This is a genomic window from Veillonella sp. LMAG:90, from assembly GCF_008679445.1.
GTDB lineage: Bacteria > Bacillota > Negativicutes > Veillonellales > Veillonellaceae > Veillonella_A.
This window is the reverse complement of the sequence record NZ_NAND01000001.1, coordinates 784,997-804,763: the sequence shown is the minus strand read 5'-3', so window position 1 is coordinate 804,763 and position 19,767 is coordinate 784,997. Positions and strand designations below refer to the sequence as shown.

Below are 19,767 nucleotides of genomic sequence, written 5' to 3'. Positions count from 1 at the left end.
CAAAAAAATTTCATTTTACCAAAATTAATGACAGGAGAACTTACACTTAAGCCACTAAATTATTGTTTATTCTTCTATTAATATCAATCTTCAATTCAATTGGTTTTATCATTGATACAATTTTTTTTTGTACTTCGACGTTTGGCAAAGTAATTTTAAACTTTTTTAACGCCTCAATAGTCAATGCTTTTTGTGTAGAACCTATACATTTAGAGTCAATCTGATTTTGTGCTTCATCTGATGTAAGCCAAAAATATAAATAATCAGGTATAATCTTTTCATTAGACCTCAGCCAAGTAAGGTTCCCATCTTTAAAATAAAAATTATCTTCGTTAACTAACCATGGAACACCTAATGTTCCTACAGAGGATAAAAGTATATCGCCTTTTTTTGGCACATCGTATTTACTTTTAATCTCTTCATATCGTTCTAGTGATATAAATAGTTCTGTTGATACAGTACTACCATTATGCTTTTCAATAATTTCTTTACCTCTATAGAATGGGATTCCCTCAGTTTTATATTCTTTTGCAAAAATTCTTTTACTTGATGAAATTGTACAAACATCACCTAAACTCATGACTTGCCACACTTTATTATCTTCCTTCCTAACCTATATATTTTCTGTGTGCTATTTTTACATTGCTTTGTCTAACCATAGCATATTGCAATGTTGTATCTATTTTTCGATGACCTAATAGCTGTTGTAATTGCTCAATAGGCATGCCTTTATCTATCGCCATCGTTGCTAGCGTCCTCCGAAACTTATGCGGATGTACTCTTTGCAACCCCAAATTCTTACCCAATTTTCTAAGTCGAGTTTCTATTCCATTAATACTTAACCTGTTGCAAGGTTCCTTTAAAGATACAAATAATGCCGGATTAATATCTGAACGACTTTCTAAATAGTTTTGCAGATGAATTTTAGTTCGAGCATCAAAATAAACTATTCTTTCCTTATTTCCCTTACCAAAAACAATACATTCTCTTTCATTAAAATCTATATCATTTCGATTTAGAAGAACCATCTCACCAACACGCATACCTGTTGATGCTAACATATCAATCATTGCTAAATCTCTTAATTCAGTGCAGCTATCACGTAAAAACTCCAACATCTCATCAGAATATATTTCTTTAACACTTACACCTGTTTTTACTTTGTGAATTCTACGCACTGGACTTTTTAGGATATAATCCTCATCTTCAAGCCAAGAAAAGAAGCTAGATAAAATCCGACGAATATTATCAATTGTCACCTTGCTAGATTTATTTTCTTCTTGATACTTTGTTAAATATTTTCGTATATCATCCGTTACAATTTGCTTAACAGATTTCCCAAGTGTTCCTAATAGTTTTTGTATTGTTGATTCGTAATATTTAAGTGATTTTTCAGAACATCCTTCAATTCGTTTTGCCGATAAAAATAATGCTAAATAATCCCTTTCTTCGGCACAACAGTCTTTATGTTTAACAAGATCATATTGAAACAAAACATGCTGCAATACTTCCTGCAAAGCTTCACATTGAGCATTATTCATATGGGGCAACATCATTTGGATAATATCATTAATAAAAATAGTCTTCATAGTTATCCTCTCATAAAAGAGAATAACTAAGGAGTGGAAAATTCTCACAAAATATTCCCCACTCTCGGAAATATAAATATATTCTTAAAATAAGATAAACAATAATTTAGTGGCTTAAATACTGATTTTAGATACACTAATCTCACCAGATATCAGTTTAGGAGTAAATAATCTCGCAAGGATGAAAGCACTTTTATTTCATCTGTATTTACTTGAATTTTCCTGTAATCTCATGAAGAATAGTACTTATTTTATTTGCTCTACCATTGGTGGAAGAATAAAAGTGTATTTTTTAAAATCTTTTAATACAATTCTTGGTAATGCTGAACCGGATACATAGTTGTCCCCACATCTTTTTTTATTGAGGCTGCTTTAAAAGATAAAGTAAAATTTCAGGCACAATGATATTATTATTAGGTCTAAATATGCAATGGAAGATAATATCGCACATTCTTTATATTCTGAACAGATAAAACTTCTTTCAAGTAACTCCATCTTTAGCTACAAGAATATCATTAGGCAAGGGACGCAGTCATTTTTCTTCATTTGGCAAACTCCGATTTAGTAATATGTTTGCAATCATTGTTAGTGAAACCATAGGTTTCCATATCTTTAACTGAATACATAGGATAAGGAGCATTTGGAGTATCAATTGGCTATAGTGGCGCCATCGGTGATTTTTGTACAAACTTCATCTAGCGAAACTCTTTGCCATGATAGTGGAACCGTTCCTTTATAAGGTTGATAATCTATAAAAAATGCTTTAAATAGAGTTAATGCTTGTTGCTCTAAATTATTGTTTATCTGATTATTTAATTCAATTTTATCATCGATTGAAGATAAAATTCGCCCAATTCTTACCTGTTTCTCTACATTCTCAGGAATATCAACCTCTAAATCATTTATATCATTTCTGTTTACTGAACCAAAAACAGTGCCACTTTCTTTACTAATAAGATCAGATACATAATATTTCATCATATAATATAAAAACTCTTGATTACCATTTTTCATTCGTAAAGAACAGACTCCGCGGCCTAAACACATATCTCTGGGCGTAATATTCAATGCTCCTACTGGTGCTCGAACGCTCATTATAACATCACCAGATTTAGCTAATTTTGTCATAACCGTTGTATAAGTATCAAAAGTAGGATATTTTAATCCAAAAGTCCTGTTGCCCTGTAAAAAAGGATAGCCTTCACCTACTTGATTATAATAAATAGACTTAGGCGATTGCCCCATAGTAATATCTACTATTTCTCCTAACTTACATTTCATACCCGATAGCCTCCAAGTTCTTTCGAATTTCAGCCTCTAGTTCATGACTTTTTTCAAACATTTCTGCAAGCTCAGATGTAAGTCTTGCCATTTTTTCTTCAAATGGCTCCCCATCATCTTCTTGCGCTTCAATACCTACATAACGACCTGGTGTAAGGATATAGTCTTGTTTAGCAATTTCTTCTGTATCTACTACAGCACAATAGCCTTTTTCATTTTCTAATGTACCATCAACGAAAGAGACATAGGTATCACCTATCTGCTTAATATCTTCTTCTGTGAGTTCACGGAGTTTACGTGTCACCATAGACCCCATTTTTCTGGCATCAATAAAGAGTGTTTTGCCTTTTTGTTTCTTTTGTTTATTCAAAAACCATAAAGAAACAGGTATCTGTGTCGTATAGAAGAGTTGTGTCGGCATAGCCACAATGCACTCAACTAAATCATCATTAATGATATTTTTACGGATTTCACCTTCACCACCCGACTGTGATGATAAAGCGCCATTTGCAAGAACCATCCCTATTTTACCTGCCGGAGCTAAATGATAAATCATGTGCTGTAACCAAGCAAAGTTGGCATTGCCTGCCGGTGGCATTCCGTATTTCCAACGAACATCTTCTTTTAACTGTTCAGCTCCCCATGGTGACAAGTTAAATGGAGGATTTGCCATAATATAGTCAGCGCGAAGTGTTGGATGCAAATCGTTCAAAAAAGTATCCGCTGAATACCCGCCCAAATTAGGTTCAATTCCACGAATAGCTAAATTCATTTGCGCCATTTTCCATGTAGTAGGGTTTGAATCTTGGCCATAAATAGAAATATTACTAATATTTCCGCTATGATTTTCTACAAATTGAGCAGATTGAACAAACATACCTCCTGAGCCACAGCAAGGATCATATACTCGCCCTTTATACGGTTGTAAAATCTCAACTAAGGTTCTTACAATGCACGAAGGTGTGAAAAACTCACCGCCTCGTTTACCTTCTTGTTCCGCAAACATTGATAAGCAATATTCATACGTACGTCCAAGTATATCCTTTTCACTGCCATGCTCAATCATCTTAATATTAGAAAATAGATCAACAACATTGCCAAGTCTGCCTTTATCTAATTCTGGGCGAGCAAAGTTTTTAGGTAAAATGTCTTTAAGTCGTTTATTTTCTTTCTCAATAGCACGCATTGCATTGTCAATAACTACACCAATTTCAGGGGTATGAGATTTAGAAGCTATATCACTCCAGCGCGCACCACTAGGGACAAAGAAAATACCTTCTGAAGTGTATTCGTCAATATCTTCCTCAAATCCATCGCCTTCTGCCACTAACGCCTTATGTTTATCTTCAAATCTATCTGAAATATATTTTAAAAAGATTAAGCCTAATACTACTCCCTTATATTCTGAGGCATCCATATTACCTCGTAGTACACAGGCTGCATCCCATATTTGTTTTTCAAATCCAACATTAACTGTATTTTTGTCCGCCACAATTTTTCTCCTTTACAAGCCTAATTAATCCTCAGTAAAGAAGTCTGTATCAAGCTTCTTCACGGTGTAAAGATTTTCAACAGAAACTCCAAGATTATATTCTATCATCAATTCCATAAGTCGTTTGCCATCAATGAGAACTATTTTTTGTAGCAATTGTTTCGCCACATATTCTCTAGCTTCTGATGAAAACTTAGCCGTTGTAATAAATATTCCTTTAGCCACACCTTGGCCGGCTAATGCCCCTAAAAACTTCTGAATTTCCGGGCGTCCTACTACCGAATCCGGTTTCCATTGTTTTGCTTGCGTATAAATTACATCAAATCCTAATCGATCCGCAGCAACCATACCATCTACACCTTCATCACCAGATAACTTTGTAACAGAATTTAAAGATAACTCAGCTGATCCATACCCCATTTTAATTAACAACTTAACAACAAGTTTCTCAAATTCATATGGTGTCATTTTCATTACTTCAATCAATAATGCATCCGCTAATGATGAATTTAGTTGATTCATTGCATATTCAATTAGCTCCTCCGGACTTTTATCATCAGATTTAGGAGCAAGAGGGGTATTTCCGCTACTTTGTATTCCTGGCTCAACGTGCACAGAATCGCGAAAAGCTTCAAATTGTTTTAAATAGTCCAATGTAATATTATCTACACCATCTTTTAAAGCAGCTTTACCTAATTTAGTTAACAAATAAGAACCTCTTTGAGGTCTATCAATCAGTCCTGCTTTCTTTAAATAAGTACAAGCCCAGCTTATGCGTGTATTAACAACTAGTTGACCACTTTCTAACTGTTCAAGGCAATCATCTTTTGTCAATTTAAATGCAGAAATACAATACTCTCGAATTTCTTTTGAAGTATGCAACGTAGCATCACTTAAACATTCAATAACTGTAGGAAAAAACTCAAAATACTTAGGTATAGCCATAAACTCACCTCAACAGATACCTTTTACCTAATCATCTTACTAAGTTATCGTCACTTTTAATCTTATATTTAATTATACCTTAATCAAGGAGTTTTGGCTTGATAAAAATAAACTTATATAGCATTAATGCGGTTTGAATTCACATATCCGCTCAAACCGCATTTTCAAATCAGCATATATTGTTTCATCTTAAATCAATCAACAGAACTAACGCATTTTCACGTTTCCCGGTTTTAACGCCCCTTCGGCGTAATCCCCATTTCACTCAAATTATCAATGGTAAACGGATATTTCCTTGCCAGATCCCCCATATCTTTTTTGCTAAAAGCCCCGTACTTCATCCCATAGGCCTTCACCACATAGGCATTGCCGTAGATGTTCGTGCCGATTAGCATGCTGGCGTTACCATTATAATAGTTGTCATCAAGCGGGCAAAAGAAGGGATTTATCAATTCAGCTTCCATCCTCTTGATGGAGTTTTTAGCATCAACCACAAATACATAGCCCGCCAGACGATAGGCCCCAAATATATCGACTTTGTGAAAACTTTCGTGCTTGCAAATATCCAGTATCTTGCCCCAACCATGGTTATCGGTCTCAATGGTAATAAATTCAGAATGGCCGTCATACCCGATTTTTAACACTTTATCCCGTTTCATAGCAGCAGTCCTCTATCCCCTAAATAGCAACGATCTCCTATAGCCTAATAAGTTTTGTAAAAAAACGCATTACCTTATAATATTCGACTACATGTAATGCGTTTCCTCTTTTTTGAGCTGATTTTTCGGGTATTTTACCTGCTTTTTCTTACTAATTTCATATGGCTCGCTTGGTGCTATTTTGGCTCCTCATCGTCCCCTTTAATCGGAAATGGATATACTTTTTTCAACTCCCTAATATCCTCATCATAGAGGGCACGGTAAGTGCCATTATCAAATTTCACGACATAGGCATTTCCGAATATATTTCGTTCCGCAAGCTTTGAGGCATTTTCATTGAAAAGTTCGGCATCATCGGCTTTAGTAAATCCCTTCCGGGGGTCTTTATTAAACGGATTAATCGTGTTGTGACCATTTACAACGATATAAAAATTCTTGCCTAAATTTTTAACTTTAATTTTCCGTATACTACAGAAGTGTCTATGTCGTGCGGCACCGGCTATTCCGTCTTGACCATAGGGCCCCGCCTCTACTTCTACAAATCGAGATACACCATCACGCCCAATCTCCAGTTCTTTATATTTTTTCATAAAAACACGCTCCTTACTCCCACACGACAACTAATTATCCGATTCGGCCATTTTATTCAACGTCTCCGGCTCATTCCCGCTATCAACCTCAGCCACAGCAGTTTTTTCACAGGACAAACTCGCTACATACTCCACTAAAAGTTGTGCCAACCAATTGCCCCTACCAAGGCTTTTACCATTCACAACCTTCGTAGAATTATTAACCAAGCTATAACGGGCCAACACCTTGCCTTTTTCATCACGCAAGGTCATGCTCCCGCGCATTTCCCCGCGAATGGATGCCACCACGCGCCCGTCTTTTTTATACGGCAACATAACTTTATGCATCTTCATGTACTCCTCTTCGTCTTCATAATGAAGGCCTCGACTGCCTTCGATAAAATCTTTGCGAAACATAGTATCCCCCTTAACTCAGCATAGGCCTCTTCATCTATACATCTTTCTATATGCCACTTCATCTATACATCTTTCTATATGCCTCTTCATGTATGCATCTTCGTATATGCCTCTTCGCGTATATATCCGCCGGCAGGCCTGATTAACCAAGCACCTTTTGGATATATTCCATATCCTCGTCTTCCAGAAATTCTCTATAGCTGTCGGTGCGAATGATATACACATTGCCTTGCACCGGTTTGCCAAGCAGCTTTGAGGCCTTTTCGTTATAGGCCGTTTTGCCGATAGGCATCCACATGCCATAGTTTCGTTCACCAATGGTTACGTCTTCAAATACCATGCCTTCCGCCCGTTCTCTAAATTCCAAATACCCCGGCGCAACGCCACCGATGCTGTAAAAAACATTAACCGATATGACGTTATAGCTGCCATCCGCATTGATACGTAAAATATCGGCGGTGCCGTCTTCGATTGGGTCGTAAAAAATGCTTTTTTTCGTAAACATACACATCCTCCTCACTATACAAAATCCTATTTATTCTCTTGTTCTGCTTTAGCCATCGCGTTCTCAATGAGTGCCTTTTTGCCTTCTGAAATCGTATCTAATTGCCTTTGAATGTTTTCTTCTTCAGCTGCCATTTTCAAAAATTCCTTAGCAAGCATCTCTTGTTCGTCACGAGGCACGATTGGAATTTGAACCTCCCCTAAATCGGTGATACTGATTGTCTTCGTGCGCGATGAAGGATTCATGTTTTCACTAATTCGAGTCAATTGTTCTTTTGCCAAATCCGAAGTCAGATACATAAACAAATAGATGGGATTTATTTCATTTTCATCAACGGTCAGCTTATAGGTATTGCCGCTGCAATATACATTGCGCCCCTTCAAATCATCGATAAAGCCGAATTTAAACGGTGCCGATTTACTCATAATAATTGTGTTTGTCTTCAGCGGTTTCCGATTTCCCGTTACTGTGACTGTCGTAAGCGAAGGCATTTTCAAAACATCAATCGTGCGGTTATTTAGATGTTTCGGCGTAATGTATTTTGCCAAATCACCGGTATCCGCCGTATCCGACTCATCGACTTTTTCATCGGCGCCACGTCGAATCTTGCACACATCGCCGAGGAAATAGGATGGACCCTTAAACAGCTCCTCCGTATCAGTCGTTGCCGTAGCGTTTCTATTGGTGTATCGATCCGGCGCCAAATCACATTGCGGCCCTTCATCCCGGCCTAAATTCCATACGTTAACAATTTCTTCGTCATCAAAACGATGGTGCCGTCTATGAGACATAGGGGCCTTCAAGAGGTCTTCAACAGCTACATCCCTCACTATATCTTCAATGACAGTTTCGTCATCAGTCATAGTTCCCGTGTATTTTTCACCATAGCGATAAAGATCGGCAATCTGTTTTATATTCTCGTCCGATAAATAGTACACCGGCTCTCTCTTAGTCCTGATTTCACCGGCATTAATCATGCGTACGTAGCGATTATCTTTTTTTGAAAAAATCCAGAGGATAGCGGCTTTCTTATTTCCCGGAATCAGGCGATTCGATAATAAGATAACGCTCTCCACCAAACCTTCTTCAAGCAGTTTACGACGAATCGCCCTATAAAGTTTATCTGAAGCGGCCTCAGTCGATGTAAGGGCCATGAGTTTACCGCCGGGTTGCAGTGAATCCAACGCTTTAAGAACATAGGGCCATTCTCCGTTATGCATAGCTCTGTCTGAACTGCTATAAAACAACTCAGCCAGTGAGCTTTGTAAATAATAGCCACGATATTGAATCTCCGTTAGCAGGTTTTTACGCGGTGGGCAAATAACGGCGGCGGCCCCTTCACTATTGGCCTGTTTTTCAATAAAAAGGTTTCCCAGTTGAAGGTCTGCTGCTTCACCCACCATGCACATCCGAATTTTAGTAACTACATAGTTACTTTCTTTCACTTCAATCCCCGATACCTGTGGTTTTGAAGAATTTTTCAAGAGTGACTGAATCAGAAATTGACCTTGTGCAAACCCCCAGTCGTATACAGACTCTTGACCTCTTAACAATTCAACAAACAAGCGATTAATACTTCTTCCCACATTGTATTCAGACTTCGACCGAATAATTGGCTCGGCGAGAAGGATATAGGCAAATAGCTCTTCCGTTTTACAAGGCTCTAAAGGTGGTAATACGTTCGGATAGTATTGTCTCAAATCAATATAATCCTTTTTAATTGAAGGCAGCTTAACCTCTTTTGCAATGTAGTCCTCTGCCTCGCTTTCAGTAAGTCTATGACGTTTCATAGTGAACATTAACGTAGCAAACAAAATGCTGTCCTTGAACGGGATAAGTGGTAAATCATCGTCAGAATCATAATAGTAATATTCGAAAACACTCGCCACTTTGCCGACAAACTTTTCAAGAACATCCTCACTGAATTCTTTTAACATACCAATTGAATAACCTAACATAACTAACTCCTCCTTACGTGAATACAAATTCGTCCGTTTTTATCTAGTAAGCTAACTAGATGAATTTATGGGTTTACTAGATAGTTTTTACTAGATATTTTCTACTAGATGGTTTTTGCTGACTAGATACTTTTTAGATTTACTAGATAACTTTTGGGCTTACTAGATAATCTATTGACTAACACTTTTATTCTTTTTGGTTTTGTATAACCATTTTAAAGAATGCTAAAAAAATTTAAAACGTTCTTACTAGATGATTTTAAAACCTCCTTTACAGGATGAAGCAACACTCTTACTAGATAAACTAACACTCTTGCCGGATGAGCTAACACTTTTACCGGATACATTGTTTCAGGCCTACCGGTTATTGACTCATCCGTATATTACGCTTAAGCCTCTAAGGAGCTTTCTCCTATTTATGAGCTTCAACCCCTCTCTGCACTTTCATTGTACAACCAAAATTACACGAAGTCAAATGGTTTTAAACAACCATTTTTCACTTGGTTGTTGTTTGGGTTATTGTTTTGGTTATTGTTTTGGTTATTGTTTTGGTTGCTATTTTAATTCTAATCTACTAATTTATTTATCTATTAAATATTAAACTTGGGCCGATCTATTTAACTGATTTTTAAAGTAAAAAAGGCAATCATTTAATCAAATGATTGCCAAAATAACACTATTAAAATAATCGAGTAATATCTTTATTTAACAGGAACTGCTCTACGCCAACATAAACAATCCCATTATCATCACGCCAAGGTTTAATATAGTCACGTATAACCACAAGTTTGCCAAACGAATCCGGGATCCGCAGTAATGAAGCTATTTCCTGATTTCGTTTTTCAGGTTTATCAATCGATAGCGCCGATTGTATGTAGTATCTCTGATTGGATTGATTGACTATAAAATCAACTTCCAATTGCTTACGAGTATTTTTACCGGAATCAGTTCTAATATACTCCTCAACAACACCTACATCCACATTATAGCCCCGACGTACTAAGTCACAGTACAAAACATTTTCCATAATATGGTTTTCTTCCTGTTGACGAAAACTTAATCTTGCATTTCGTATACCCACATCAGTGTAATAATATTTTAACGTTGTTTTGATATATTTTTTTCCTTTAACATCATATCGATTAGCTTGCTTTATTAAAAAAGCATCAACAAAATAACTCAAATATCTACTGATTGTAGTCGAATTGATTTTAACTTTTTTTTCACTCAAAAAAGTATTAGCTAATTTTGTCGGATTCGTTAAAGATCCTATACTGGAAGCAATAATATTTAATAAATCTTCCAAAATGGACGTATCATTTTGAATTTGATAACGTTCTACTACATCCTTTAAATAGGTTCGCAAAAATAAATCACTTAAATACTTACTCTTTTCTTCGTGCGTTTGTAGTGAAAAAACTACCGGCATCCCGCCATAGGTATAATAATCAAGCCATGCATTGCGTTCCGGTCCCTCATATTTTTCATACATTTCTGCAAAGGAAAGAGGATATACTTGAATTTCATCCGCACGATCCCGAAATTGGGTAAGAATATCTGAAGATAGCATTTTAGAATTACTACCGGTTACATAAATATCCACATTAGGCAACTTCATTAACCCCAGCAAAACATCTATGAAGGTTAATTTTGCTGTATTATCATTAACGTATGGATTCTTAATCTCAGCTACAAATTGAATCTCGTCAATTAAAATATAATATTGTGTTGAAGTTCTCTCTATTTGCGATCTAAGATACGCGTCCAACTCGATTGGATTTCTATATTTGGCATTGCCAATTTCATCGAGAGCTAATTGGACAATTTGATTATCATGAACATTATTTTGATGTAAGTAATTAACAAATAATTTAAAAAGTAAATACGACTTTCCGCATCTTCGAATCCCCGTTATCACTTTGATTCTACCATTATGTTTTTTAGCCACTAATTTTTCAATATATTCCGCTCTGGCAAATTCCATTATATTCTCACCTCACTTCATATTTCGAAATTTTATTGCGGATTCCGCATTTTTTCCTCGACTATATTATAGCAATGATATTAACTTGCTTCAAGACAATTCGAATTTTTATTGCGGATTCCGCATTTTTTTGTCGAGTTTTTCTTCAAGCTTTTCTTCGGCATTTCTTCAAGTATGTAATAAATAGGCTTAAGAAACTTCCTCGTCAATCTACGGCCCTCAGACTATATTCGCATGCCTTTTACTTCACGCCCGATTGGTCTATTTATCACCTGTGAGTTCTAAATGGATATCGGCAGAGCTTATGAAAATATGATAAAATTAATACAAGCGATTCTTCATATTAAGGAGGAACCATACATGCGATATTTTTGGTTATTTATAGCAGTTTTTTGCTTCACCCTTTCAACGGAATCTTATTTTTCCGGTTTTGAAACAACAAGCCTTGTTATCCTTGGTTTTTTGGCTCTTTACCGTGCCATTCGTTGGAAAAAGAGTTTTAACCCTAAGCTAAAATTCAACAGCGGTAACAAAGAGCTGGACCGCTTCAACACGGAGCTTTTTAATAAAGCCATTACGGACTACAACAAAATGGAGCGGGAAATCAAAACGTTAAACGATAAATCGTTCCGCAAGCAGTTACAAAAAACACAAGGTATTGCCAAGAACTTTCTGACCTATCTGCAAGAGCATCCGGAACGTATCGGGCTGGCGCGCCGTTTCATCGATTATTATCAGGACCGCGCCATCTTATTGGTGCAAAAATACAAAGAATTGGATCGGACCGGTCTTCAGGAGCCAGAAGTGGAACATTCTAAACGAGAGATCAAACAGCTCCTCCATTATTACGACGAAGCCTATGCCGATCAGTTTACCAAGGTTCTTAACTCACAGCTCATCGATCTCGATGCGGAGATGAAGGTCATGAGGGAGAATATGTCGGCGGACGGGCTCAATCCGAATATTCAAGAGCGTCCACCAATCACTAAAGCGAATAATCCTCTCATCAATTCCCTGATTGAGCTTAGTGATAAATTTTTAAATCGTAAGTAAATGAACGCAGGATACCCACCCTAATGCAGGGTGCAGAATTCCCACCTAAGGCATGGCGTAGGATACCCATCTAATATATGGCTCAGAATCCCCACCTGTACCTTGCGTGAAGTTGGGCAGCAACATTGGTTAATTTTTAAATCGTAGACGAAAGTAGGGTGCAATTATGGCTGAAATTAATTTGAACGACCTCTTAGCGAAGAAACAGGCAGAAGCTACGGAAGATACACCAACCATTGAAACAACGGAATTGGTTCGCGTTAACCAACAAGTAGAGACGCTCACGCCGGAAGAACGTAAACAAGTAGATCAAATCAAAAACTCCATCGATTTAGTGACGTCCAATGCTATCGCCCAATACGGCATGGCGGCACAGGACAACATTGCGACGTTTTCAGACAGCATCTTGGCGACCGTGAAAAGCACGAATCACGAAGCGGCCGGCACCTTGCTTACCGACTTGGTAAAACAGGTTAACGAATTCGAAGCAGAGCAGGATGGCACTAAAGGCATGTTGGCCAATCTGCCGGTAGTCGGTTCCCTTTTCAAAAAAGTGGCGAACCTCAAAGAGTCTTACACTACGCTGGCTGTTCAAATCGATAAGATTCAAGCCGGTCTGGACAAGCAAAAAATGGTGCTCATGAAAGACGTGGCCATGTTTGACGGTTTGTTTGAAAAGAACCTGGAATACTTCAAACAGCTTCAGCTCTACATCCAAGCGGGCGAAGAAAAACTCCAGGAACTTAATGAAGTAACGATTCCTAAGCTGGAAGCCGATGCTCAGCTCTCCGATAATCCGATGGCTCACCAAGTGGTGCAGGATTTTAAAAACTCCGTGATTCAGTTTGAAAAGAAAGTGCATGACTTGAAGCTCAGCAAAATGATTGCCATTCAAACGGCGCCGCAAATCCGCATCATCCAAAATAACGACAAGATTTTGGTGGATCGCATCCAAACAGCCATCTACAACACTATTCCATTGTGGAAAAACCAGATGGTTCTTGCCCTCGGCCTCGGGCGTCAGCAAGAAGCGCTCAAGATGCAGCAAGCTGTTTCCGAAACTACCAATGAGCTCTTAAAACGCAATGCTGCGCTTCTCAAACAAAACTCGCACGAAACGGCCGTTGAAAATGAACGGGCCATCGTGGACATCGAGACAATTAAGCAGGTTAACGAAGATCTCATCGCTACCATCGAGGATACTATCCGTATCCAGAGTGAAGGACGCCAAAAACGCCAAGCTGCGGAACAGGAATTGCTGCAGATTGAAGGTAAGCTCAAAGACGCACTGCTTAAGAGTGCGGGGCGGGTGGAAGAACAAAAATAGTTGCTTTAATCATCAAATTGACTAGTATTGCTATACTATAAAATCTATATAAACAATTAGGCCTACAAAGTCAGAAATATCTAACTTTGTAGGCCTTTAGTTTTGTCAATTTATGTTCAATTACTGCCTGTTTTTAATACAAACTCTTCAGATTCTTTTATACATTCAATTTAAACAGCCCATGACGGTTACAATAGGCATAAATAATGCCATGCCCACGACTCATAAAACGGCACTCTGCATTTTGTTCAGGATAAAGTTTCACTAATGTATATCTATCTGATGTCACATACGCCATAAAGGAAATATAGTGCTGTTTCGTCATGGGATGCTCCATATGCACGAAAAAGTCATGCTCAATCTTCTCAACGTTAATGATATGTTCCGGAGATTCTTCCGGTGAATCTTCTTCTACAGTAAGAACCGGTAGTTTAACACCGCAGCAATTGAAGTCACCTTCACCAAAACTTGTAATGATATTGCCGCAGATTGGGCAGACATAAAATTTGAGTTTTTTTACATTGGCGGAGCAGTTATCATTGATAGCATATTCGCCGGCAAACAATTCTGCTACGGAGATACTGAGTGCCTCCGCCAATGGCGTAACCAAAGTAATATCCGGTAGACCCTTGCCGGTCTCCCATTTAGAAATCGTCTTGTCACTGATAAGTAGCTTTTCAGCTAATTCTTTTTGCGTGAGCTTCTTGCGTTCACGCAGTTCTTTTAACATCGTGCCTGATATATAATTCATAGCCATTACACCTCTTTCTTTTGCTATGGCTATCTTAAGATAAAATGGGGGTACTGGCTACCTACGCTGCGTAGAATGTCGAAAGAATCTAAGCTTTTATCATTAAACTATTCCCAAAACATTATTTATTCGAATGATTTTTCCGCTTCAGTCTCTTTTAAAGTTTTACCGTCCTCGTTTTTCCATACTGCTGGCCCACTAACATTATATCCAAGGACAAAACATGCAGCGGTGGAAGAACTCGAAAATAATATATCTTCAACTGTTTTCCAATCTTTAATTCTACCAGCTTTATAATGTTTATCTCTTAATTTAATCAATCCGGAACTGAATGATCTAGGGGCTGTTCTTTCATTAACAGAAGCTCCTGACAACAATACAAAACCTTCAGATGTAATCATAGCTGTAGCTGTTGCACTTCCAATATTTAAATATAACTTAGGATATTCTTGACGTGTTATCTCATTCTTTTGAACAATAGGTTCTAAAACTTTATACCCTAACGTATTAATTAAAACTTTAATATTATCAAGAAATTCTTCCATAGCAGCAATTTGAGATTCTTTTAAAATCGTTTTGCGATAAGTATTTTTAGTTAACACCAAATAACGTTTGCTATCTCTAGCCATATCAACTAATCGAGACTCAAGATATCTAATAAGAGCTTTATTTAAATCTCGACCTACAAATAATACTACTGTATTCCAATAATACGTCTCTTTTTCAGCCGCATAATCTCTTAAATGCTGCATTAATCTTTCTTGAATATTTTCAGCTTCACCAATGTACACAGAATCAGTGTCATCCTCTTCCTTGCAAAACAGAAAATATACACCGGCTCCCTTTATATCTGTGCGTTTACATTCACTCACTTCAATTCTTGGAATCTTAATTGCTTTACCGTTCCAATTTGAAAACTCAGCCGTAATAAGACTATCAGCTGTCCCATTGGCCAAAAATAATTCAATTGATTTACCCCTAGCCATTCGTATACACTCCTTTATAATCATTCGCACTTCATATTTATCCGCAAATCTCCGCAATCCCCCTGGCTATCCGCCAATCTATATCCTTAAAATGGTTTCCTTCATTCATTTCAAAGGTTACATCTATATTCTGTTCTCTTAAATGCTTAACAATAGCTTCTGTATTATCCTGTACCGTTTTAAGAATCTGATGTTTCGTTTTAGATTCCTTATCACCTAAAGAGAAGTATAATTTTTCCGGAATACGCTTCATTTGATGCGATTCAACATATTCCTTAAAGTCCGGGAACCAGAACGAACTGGACATGCAGGCAGCCCGTTCAAATACATCACAGTTATAAAGAGCATACAAAGCAAAAAGTCCCGCCATAGAATAACCGGCAATATATGTTTTTGTCGGTGTACCGTCTATTAACTCAAGTCCTTTTGGCAACGCCTCATTTAGGAGCCAATCGAGATACACAGAAGCATCGCCGGTAAATGGCGGCTCTTGTTTTGAAATGAGAGGAATTTCCCACGGTGACAACTCAGAATTCCAATTAAGCTTACTGATAACAAGAAGATTTATATCAAAATCGCCCATTTTCTGAAGTTCTGCCAACACGCCGGAACTATCGTCTTCAAACATATTCAGTACAACTAATGGTTGATTGGGCTTTTCAGCTTTATATAAGGTTATATCCTTGCCTGATAGTTTAAAACACTCTTTCATAAGTTCCCCTTCCATATGATTACTTTTCAATATCAGCCTCTAAGTCATCAATATCGTCATCATCGTCGTTCAAATATCCCCATATTTCTTCGCGATTATATTTTTCAAGCAAAAAATTACAAAGTTCAGCCAAATACATAAGATTACATTGGTATTCCACTTCAGGTCCCGGATTTACCTCAAATTCAACCAAGGTAAACATACTCGGATCATTCTCATCGACACCAATATAAAACAACTTCTTTTCTAATTCCACAAGGTCTTTTTCTAAACGCCTACGGACCATTATTAATTCTTCAAGTGTGTCATTCTTATGCTGTTCTACAAACTCTTCCGGACTTATCATCATAATAGTACCCTCTTGATTTTATACACTTTTAATAGTAATACGTCTGATCAATATAATAACGCCAGCCAATTTGATTCATGCCATACTCAAATACCCCATTATGAGGGATTACTACGGTAGTGTGTCCACCTCTCATCGTATTTGTACGATAGCGCCACATATCGTTTCTGAACTTAGAAAAATTCCAAACCACGATTTGCTTTAATTGGCCATTTTTGACGAACTTAGTGGACACTGAAAAACCTCGACCATTCGAATCAGAACTATATGTTATTGTATCGTTCATAACATATATATCAATATTTTCATAATTCCAATGATCTACCCAAACATCCGTAGCGCTTGCCGAATTCATACCGGCGAACATAAAAACTAACCCTAAACAACAAATAAATAATCCCTGCCATAACCGCTTCATATACCTCATCCCTTTCAATCAATGAAACGCACTACTTGATATTTACTTACAGTATAGCACAAGCGTTTTGTCCGGTACACAAAAACATAGTTCTCATGCCACTAGCAAGTTAGTCAGCGCTTTTATAAATATTTCTGTAATGAGTGTAAATATCTGATATTTTTTCCACACGATATAGCAACGGGTTTCCAGCTTAGGCGACAGCGGTCGCCATATTAACTCATCACACTGCGGCACTAAATGTTCAAAAATAAGCTGCAGGCCTACGCCGTTTTTTACAAACTGACTGCCATTATAAAACAAGTTTACATTCCCGATAAAGTTCAACTGATTCACTTTTTCACCACACCAACGGGAGATATCATTTTGAATCGTCTGCTCCGAAGCAATCAGGTTTTCACTAACAAGATCATCAAAAACAATGGCCTGTTTCGCTGCCAATGGATGGTCAGGCCGTATCAATACACCATAGGTATCAGTGCCCGGCAGTTCAATATAATTAAAGTTATCAAGGCTCGGCGGCTCCACAATTAAGGCGAAGTCCAATATGCCTCGCTCAATGCGCTCAATAACCTGCTCGGTATTGCCGCTGGTAATGTGAAAATGAAGTAACGGATACTGTAGTTGTAACTCGTGAAAAACAGTGGCAATATGATGAACCAAATACGTTTCTGCACAACCGAAACGAATCTCGCCACCTATGAGATTATCCATGTCTTGAAATTCCTGCATCGTTTTATCGACCAAAGACAGAATATCCTCCGCTCGTTTTCTCAGCAAAACGCCTTCCTCCGTGAGCACAAGATTACGCCCCTGTTTTTGAAAAACCTTCTTCCCCAAGGTATCTTCCAACTGTTTCATCTGAACAGAGAGGGTGGGTTGTGATATATGCAATTCATTGGCAGCCGCTGTCATACTGCCTTCCCTTGCTATCGTCAGGAAATGGCGCAAAATAGTGGTATCCATACTGCATCCCCTTTCGGTTTAATCGATTAAGATTTTTAATAGATTTCAATTTATTATTGATATTGGTAATTTATCTTTGTAGCCATTATACTATGGTCATACAGTTGAAGTAAACAAACAACGACCAATTAGAAAGGGGTGACACGAATGCCCGAAGCTTCAGATATTAGGGGTATCATTCGACAAAATCTCCTTGATGCCGGCTGTAGTGAAACGATGACAAAATCTTGTATGGATGAATTCACACAAGGTAAACGAGTCCAGCTACACAGACGCTTATTGGCTCATCGTAAGGAATTATTGAATGTACTTCATTGTAAACAACAACAAATCGACTGTCTGGATTATCTTATTTATCAATTAACAAAATCTAAAAAGTAAACGATTACGGAGGAGACCCTTATGAAGAAATTATTCAAAACGAAACGAATTCTTATGACCTTAGCATTAGGCACACTCATGACAGCTACCGGCATCGCGGCCCAAACAGTTTCGGCGGCCGGCCCTGCAGTAGCACAAGCCAACGCACTCATTTCACCGGGTGTAATCACCGAAGACCTTAAACTTACCAACGAATGGGATAAAAAGTTTAAAAAGAGCGATAAAGTAAATCATCAAAAAGTAACGTTCCACAACCGCTACGGCATTACTCTCGCAGCCGATATGTATGTGCCTAAAAATATCAAAGCCGTCGAAAAATTACCGGCTATCGTAGTGGTGGGCCCGTTCGGCGCCGTTAAGGAACAGGTATCCGGCCTGTATGCCCAAACTTTGGCAGAACGCGGTTATATTGCCATCGCCTTTGACCCGTCTTTCACCGGTGAAAGTGGCGGTAATGTCCGCAATGTAGCATCGCCGGAAATCAACACGGAAGATTATTCTGCCGCCATCGATTTTCTTACCACACAAAGTCTGGTTGATACTGACCGCTTAGGCATCTTAGGTATCTGCGGCTTCGGTGGGATTGCCTTAAATAACGCTTCCATGGATACTCGTGTAAAAGCCAGCGTTATTACAACTATGTACGACATGACCCGTTACTATGCGAATGGCTATAACGATGCCAATGACAGCGCCGAAGCACGTCATCAGACGTTAGAAGAGCTTAATGCACAGCGTACGGAAGATTATAAAAACGATACCTTCGTCCGCACCGGTGCCAATGTAAATCCGGATTTATTACCAGCTGATGCACCGAAATTTATCCGCGACTATGCTGAGTATTATGCAACGGACCGAGGCTACCATCCACGTTCCGTCAACTCCCTTGGCGGTTGGAATAAAACATCCGCCTTATCTTTTATCAACATGCCGTTCTTACAACGCTCCGATGAAATTCAGAGTGCCGTATTGATCATCGCCGGTGAAGAAGCGCATTCCCGTTACTTCAGTGAAGATGCCTTCAAAAAACTTAAAGGGGACAACAAAGAGTTGATTATTGTTCCGGGTGCATGGCATACTGATTTCTATGATAATCCAAACTACATTCCGTTTGATAAAATCGATGCATTCTATCAACAATATTTGAAATAAGTAAAACCTGAAAAAGGTCTCACTCAGATATTAATCGAGTGGGACCTTTCATTTATTTGTAGTATTTTATTTAAGCAATGACAGGAACGCCCTTTCCATTCCACTCATTTTTTATCTTCGGACCACCATTGGTCTCATTACCTCTCATTATACATGACTCGGGCATACAGCAAAATCGTTTTTCCTAAATATACAAATGTACTTGATAATTTTACAAAAACAACGATTTCTTCTTGATAATACACTGAAGTAGTTCTATACTTAAAGTAGCAA

At 38.0% G+C, this 19,767-nt stretch carries 21 protein-coding genes; 4 read left to right on the top strand and 17 right to left on the bottom strand.

From position 1 onward, the window contains the following. Positions 1–46 precede the first annotated feature (46 nt). The 11 genes from CCC71_RS03550 to CCC71_RS03500 all read right to left on the bottom strand — a co-directional run bounded on the left by CCC71_RS03550 (position 47) and on the right by CCC71_RS03500 (position 11,399). Entirely contained in the window at positions 47–592 is a 546-nt protein-coding gene (locus CCC71_RS03550) for a restriction endonuclease subunit S (RefSeq protein ID WP_295256059.1), read from the bottom strand. 16 nt (positions 593–608) lie between these two features. Beyond that, on the bottom strand, positions 609–1,589 hold the full coding sequence (gene xerA, locus CCC71_RS03545) for a site-specific tyrosine recombinase/integron integrase (RefSeq protein ID WP_021842649.1): 981 nt from the start codon (positions 1,587–1,589) through the stop codon (positions 609–611). 648 nt (positions 1,590–2,237) lie between these two features. After that, positions 2,238–2,870 carry a restriction endonuclease subunit S gene (locus CCC71_RS03540; protein ID WP_296332980.1) on the bottom strand — a complete coding sequence of 211 codons (633 nt, stop codon included), beginning with the start codon at positions 2,868–2,870 and terminating at the stop codon, positions 2,238–2,240. Continuing rightward, the gene (locus tag CCC71_RS03535) at positions 2,860–4,362 is read right to left on the bottom strand and encodes a class I SAM-dependent DNA methyltransferase (RefSeq protein WP_021842646.1); all 1,503 of its coding nucleotides are present in this window, start codon (positions 4,360–4,362) and stop codon (positions 2,860–2,862) included. Before CCC71_RS03535 ends, CCC71_RS03540 begins: the two co-directional genes overlap by 11 nt. Before the next feature lie 24 nt (positions 4,363–4,386). Further along, positions 4,387–5,307: a restriction endonuclease gene (locus CCC71_RS03530; protein ID WP_295785432.1), complete on the bottom strand. Its 921-nt coding sequence runs from the start codon at positions 5,305–5,307 to the stop codon at positions 4,387–4,389. 233 nt (positions 5,308–5,540) lie between these two features. Then, the gene (locus CCC71_RS03525; RefSeq protein ID WP_021842644.1) at positions 5,541–5,966 is read right to left on the bottom strand and encodes a hypothetical protein; all 426 of its coding nucleotides are present in this window, start codon (positions 5,964–5,966) and stop codon (positions 5,541–5,543) included. 176 nt (positions 5,967–6,142) lie between these two features. Then, positions 6,143–6,556: a hypothetical protein gene (locus CCC71_RS03520; protein ID WP_021842643.1), complete on the bottom strand. Its 414-nt coding sequence runs from the start codon at positions 6,554–6,556 to the stop codon at positions 6,143–6,145. A 30-nt stretch (positions 6,557–6,586) separates the two neighbouring features. Continuing rightward, positions 6,587–6,952, bottom strand: coding sequence for a hypothetical protein (locus CCC71_RS03515; protein WP_021842642.1), 366 nt, complete (start codon positions 6,950–6,952; stop codon positions 6,587–6,589). A 142-nt stretch (positions 6,953–7,094) separates the two neighbouring features. Further along, complete coding sequence (locus tag CCC71_RS03510) at positions 7,095–7,457, bottom strand: hypothetical protein (RefSeq protein ID WP_296332976.1); 363 nt, start codon at positions 7,455–7,457, stop codon at positions 7,095–7,097. A 26-nt stretch (positions 7,458–7,483) separates the two neighbouring features. Next, positions 7,484–9,415 carry an N-6 DNA methylase gene (locus tag CCC71_RS03505; protein ID WP_296332974.1) on the bottom strand — a complete coding sequence of 644 codons (1,932 nt, stop codon included), beginning with the start codon at positions 9,413–9,415 and terminating at the stop codon, positions 7,484–7,486. A gap of 679 nt (positions 9,416–10,094) precedes the next feature. Further along, a complete protein-coding gene (locus tag CCC71_RS03500) occupies positions 10,095–11,399 on the bottom strand; it encodes an ATP-binding protein (protein ID WP_296332971.1) in 1,305 nt (434 codons plus the stop codon). Between the two features lie 360 nt (positions 11,400–11,759). Between CCC71_RS03500 and CCC71_RS03495 the strand changes: the two genes are divergently transcribed. Both CCC71_RS03495 and CCC71_RS03490 read left to right on the top strand, forming a co-directional pair. Further along, positions 11,760–12,452, top strand: coding sequence for a 5-bromo-4-chloroindolyl phosphate hydrolysis family protein (locus CCC71_RS03495; protein WP_021842638.1), 693 nt, complete (start codon positions 11,760–11,762; stop codon positions 12,450–12,452). A gap of 166 nt (positions 12,453–12,618) precedes the next feature. Further along, the gene (locus CCC71_RS03490; RefSeq protein ID WP_021842637.1) at positions 12,619–13,779 is read left to right on the top strand and encodes a toxic anion resistance protein; all 1,161 of its coding nucleotides are present in this window, start codon (positions 12,619–12,621) and stop codon (positions 13,777–13,779) included. Between the two features lie 157 nt (positions 13,780–13,936). Here CCC71_RS03490 and CCC71_RS03485 read toward each other — a convergent pair whose 3' ends face one another. From CCC71_RS03485 to CCC71_RS03460, 6 genes are all read right to left on the bottom strand, one after another. Continuing rightward, positions 13,937–14,530: a helix-turn-helix domain-containing protein gene (locus CCC71_RS03485; protein ID WP_021842636.1), complete on the bottom strand. Its 594-nt coding sequence runs from the start codon at positions 14,528–14,530 to the stop codon at positions 13,937–13,939. A gap of 125 nt (positions 14,531–14,655) precedes the next feature. After that, positions 14,656–15,516: a GIY-YIG nuclease family protein gene (locus tag CCC71_RS03480; RefSeq protein ID WP_247239640.1), complete on the bottom strand. Its 861-nt coding sequence runs from the start codon at positions 15,514–15,516 to the stop codon at positions 14,656–14,658. A gap of 37 nt (positions 15,517–15,553) precedes the next feature. Then, a complete protein-coding gene (locus tag CCC71_RS03475; RefSeq protein WP_156705827.1) occupies positions 15,554–16,228 on the bottom strand; it encodes an alpha/beta hydrolase in 675 nt (224 codons plus the stop codon). Positions 16,229–16,247: 19 nt separating this feature from the next. After that, positions 16,248–16,577, bottom strand: coding sequence for a hypothetical protein (locus tag CCC71_RS03470; protein WP_296332967.1), 330 nt, complete (start codon positions 16,575–16,577; stop codon positions 16,248–16,250). A gap of 28 nt (positions 16,578–16,605) precedes the next feature. Continuing rightward, positions 16,606–16,995: a hypothetical protein gene (locus CCC71_RS03465; protein ID WP_226974377.1), complete on the bottom strand. Its 390-nt coding sequence runs from the start codon at positions 16,993–16,995 to the stop codon at positions 16,606–16,608. 93 nt (positions 16,996–17,088) lie between these two features. Then, positions 17,089–17,961 (bottom strand): LysR family transcriptional regulator, encoded by an 873-nt coding sequence (locus tag CCC71_RS03460; RefSeq protein WP_296332964.1) that lies wholly within the window; start codon positions 17,959–17,961, stop codon positions 17,089–17,091. A 147-nt stretch (positions 17,962–18,108) separates the two neighbouring features. Between CCC71_RS03460 and CCC71_RS03455 the strand changes: the two genes are divergently transcribed. Beyond that, positions 18,109–18,342, top strand: a complete 234-nt coding sequence (locus CCC71_RS03455; RefSeq protein ID WP_021842630.1) for a hypothetical protein — start codon at positions 18,109–18,111, stop codon at positions 18,340–18,342. Between the two features lie 21 nt (positions 18,343–18,363). Further along, positions 18,364–19,494 (top strand): alpha/beta hydrolase, encoded by a 1,131-nt coding sequence (locus CCC71_RS03450; protein WP_296332961.1) that lies wholly within the window; start codon positions 18,364–18,366, stop codon positions 19,492–19,494. The last annotated feature ends 273 nt before the right edge of the window (positions 19,495–19,767 follow it).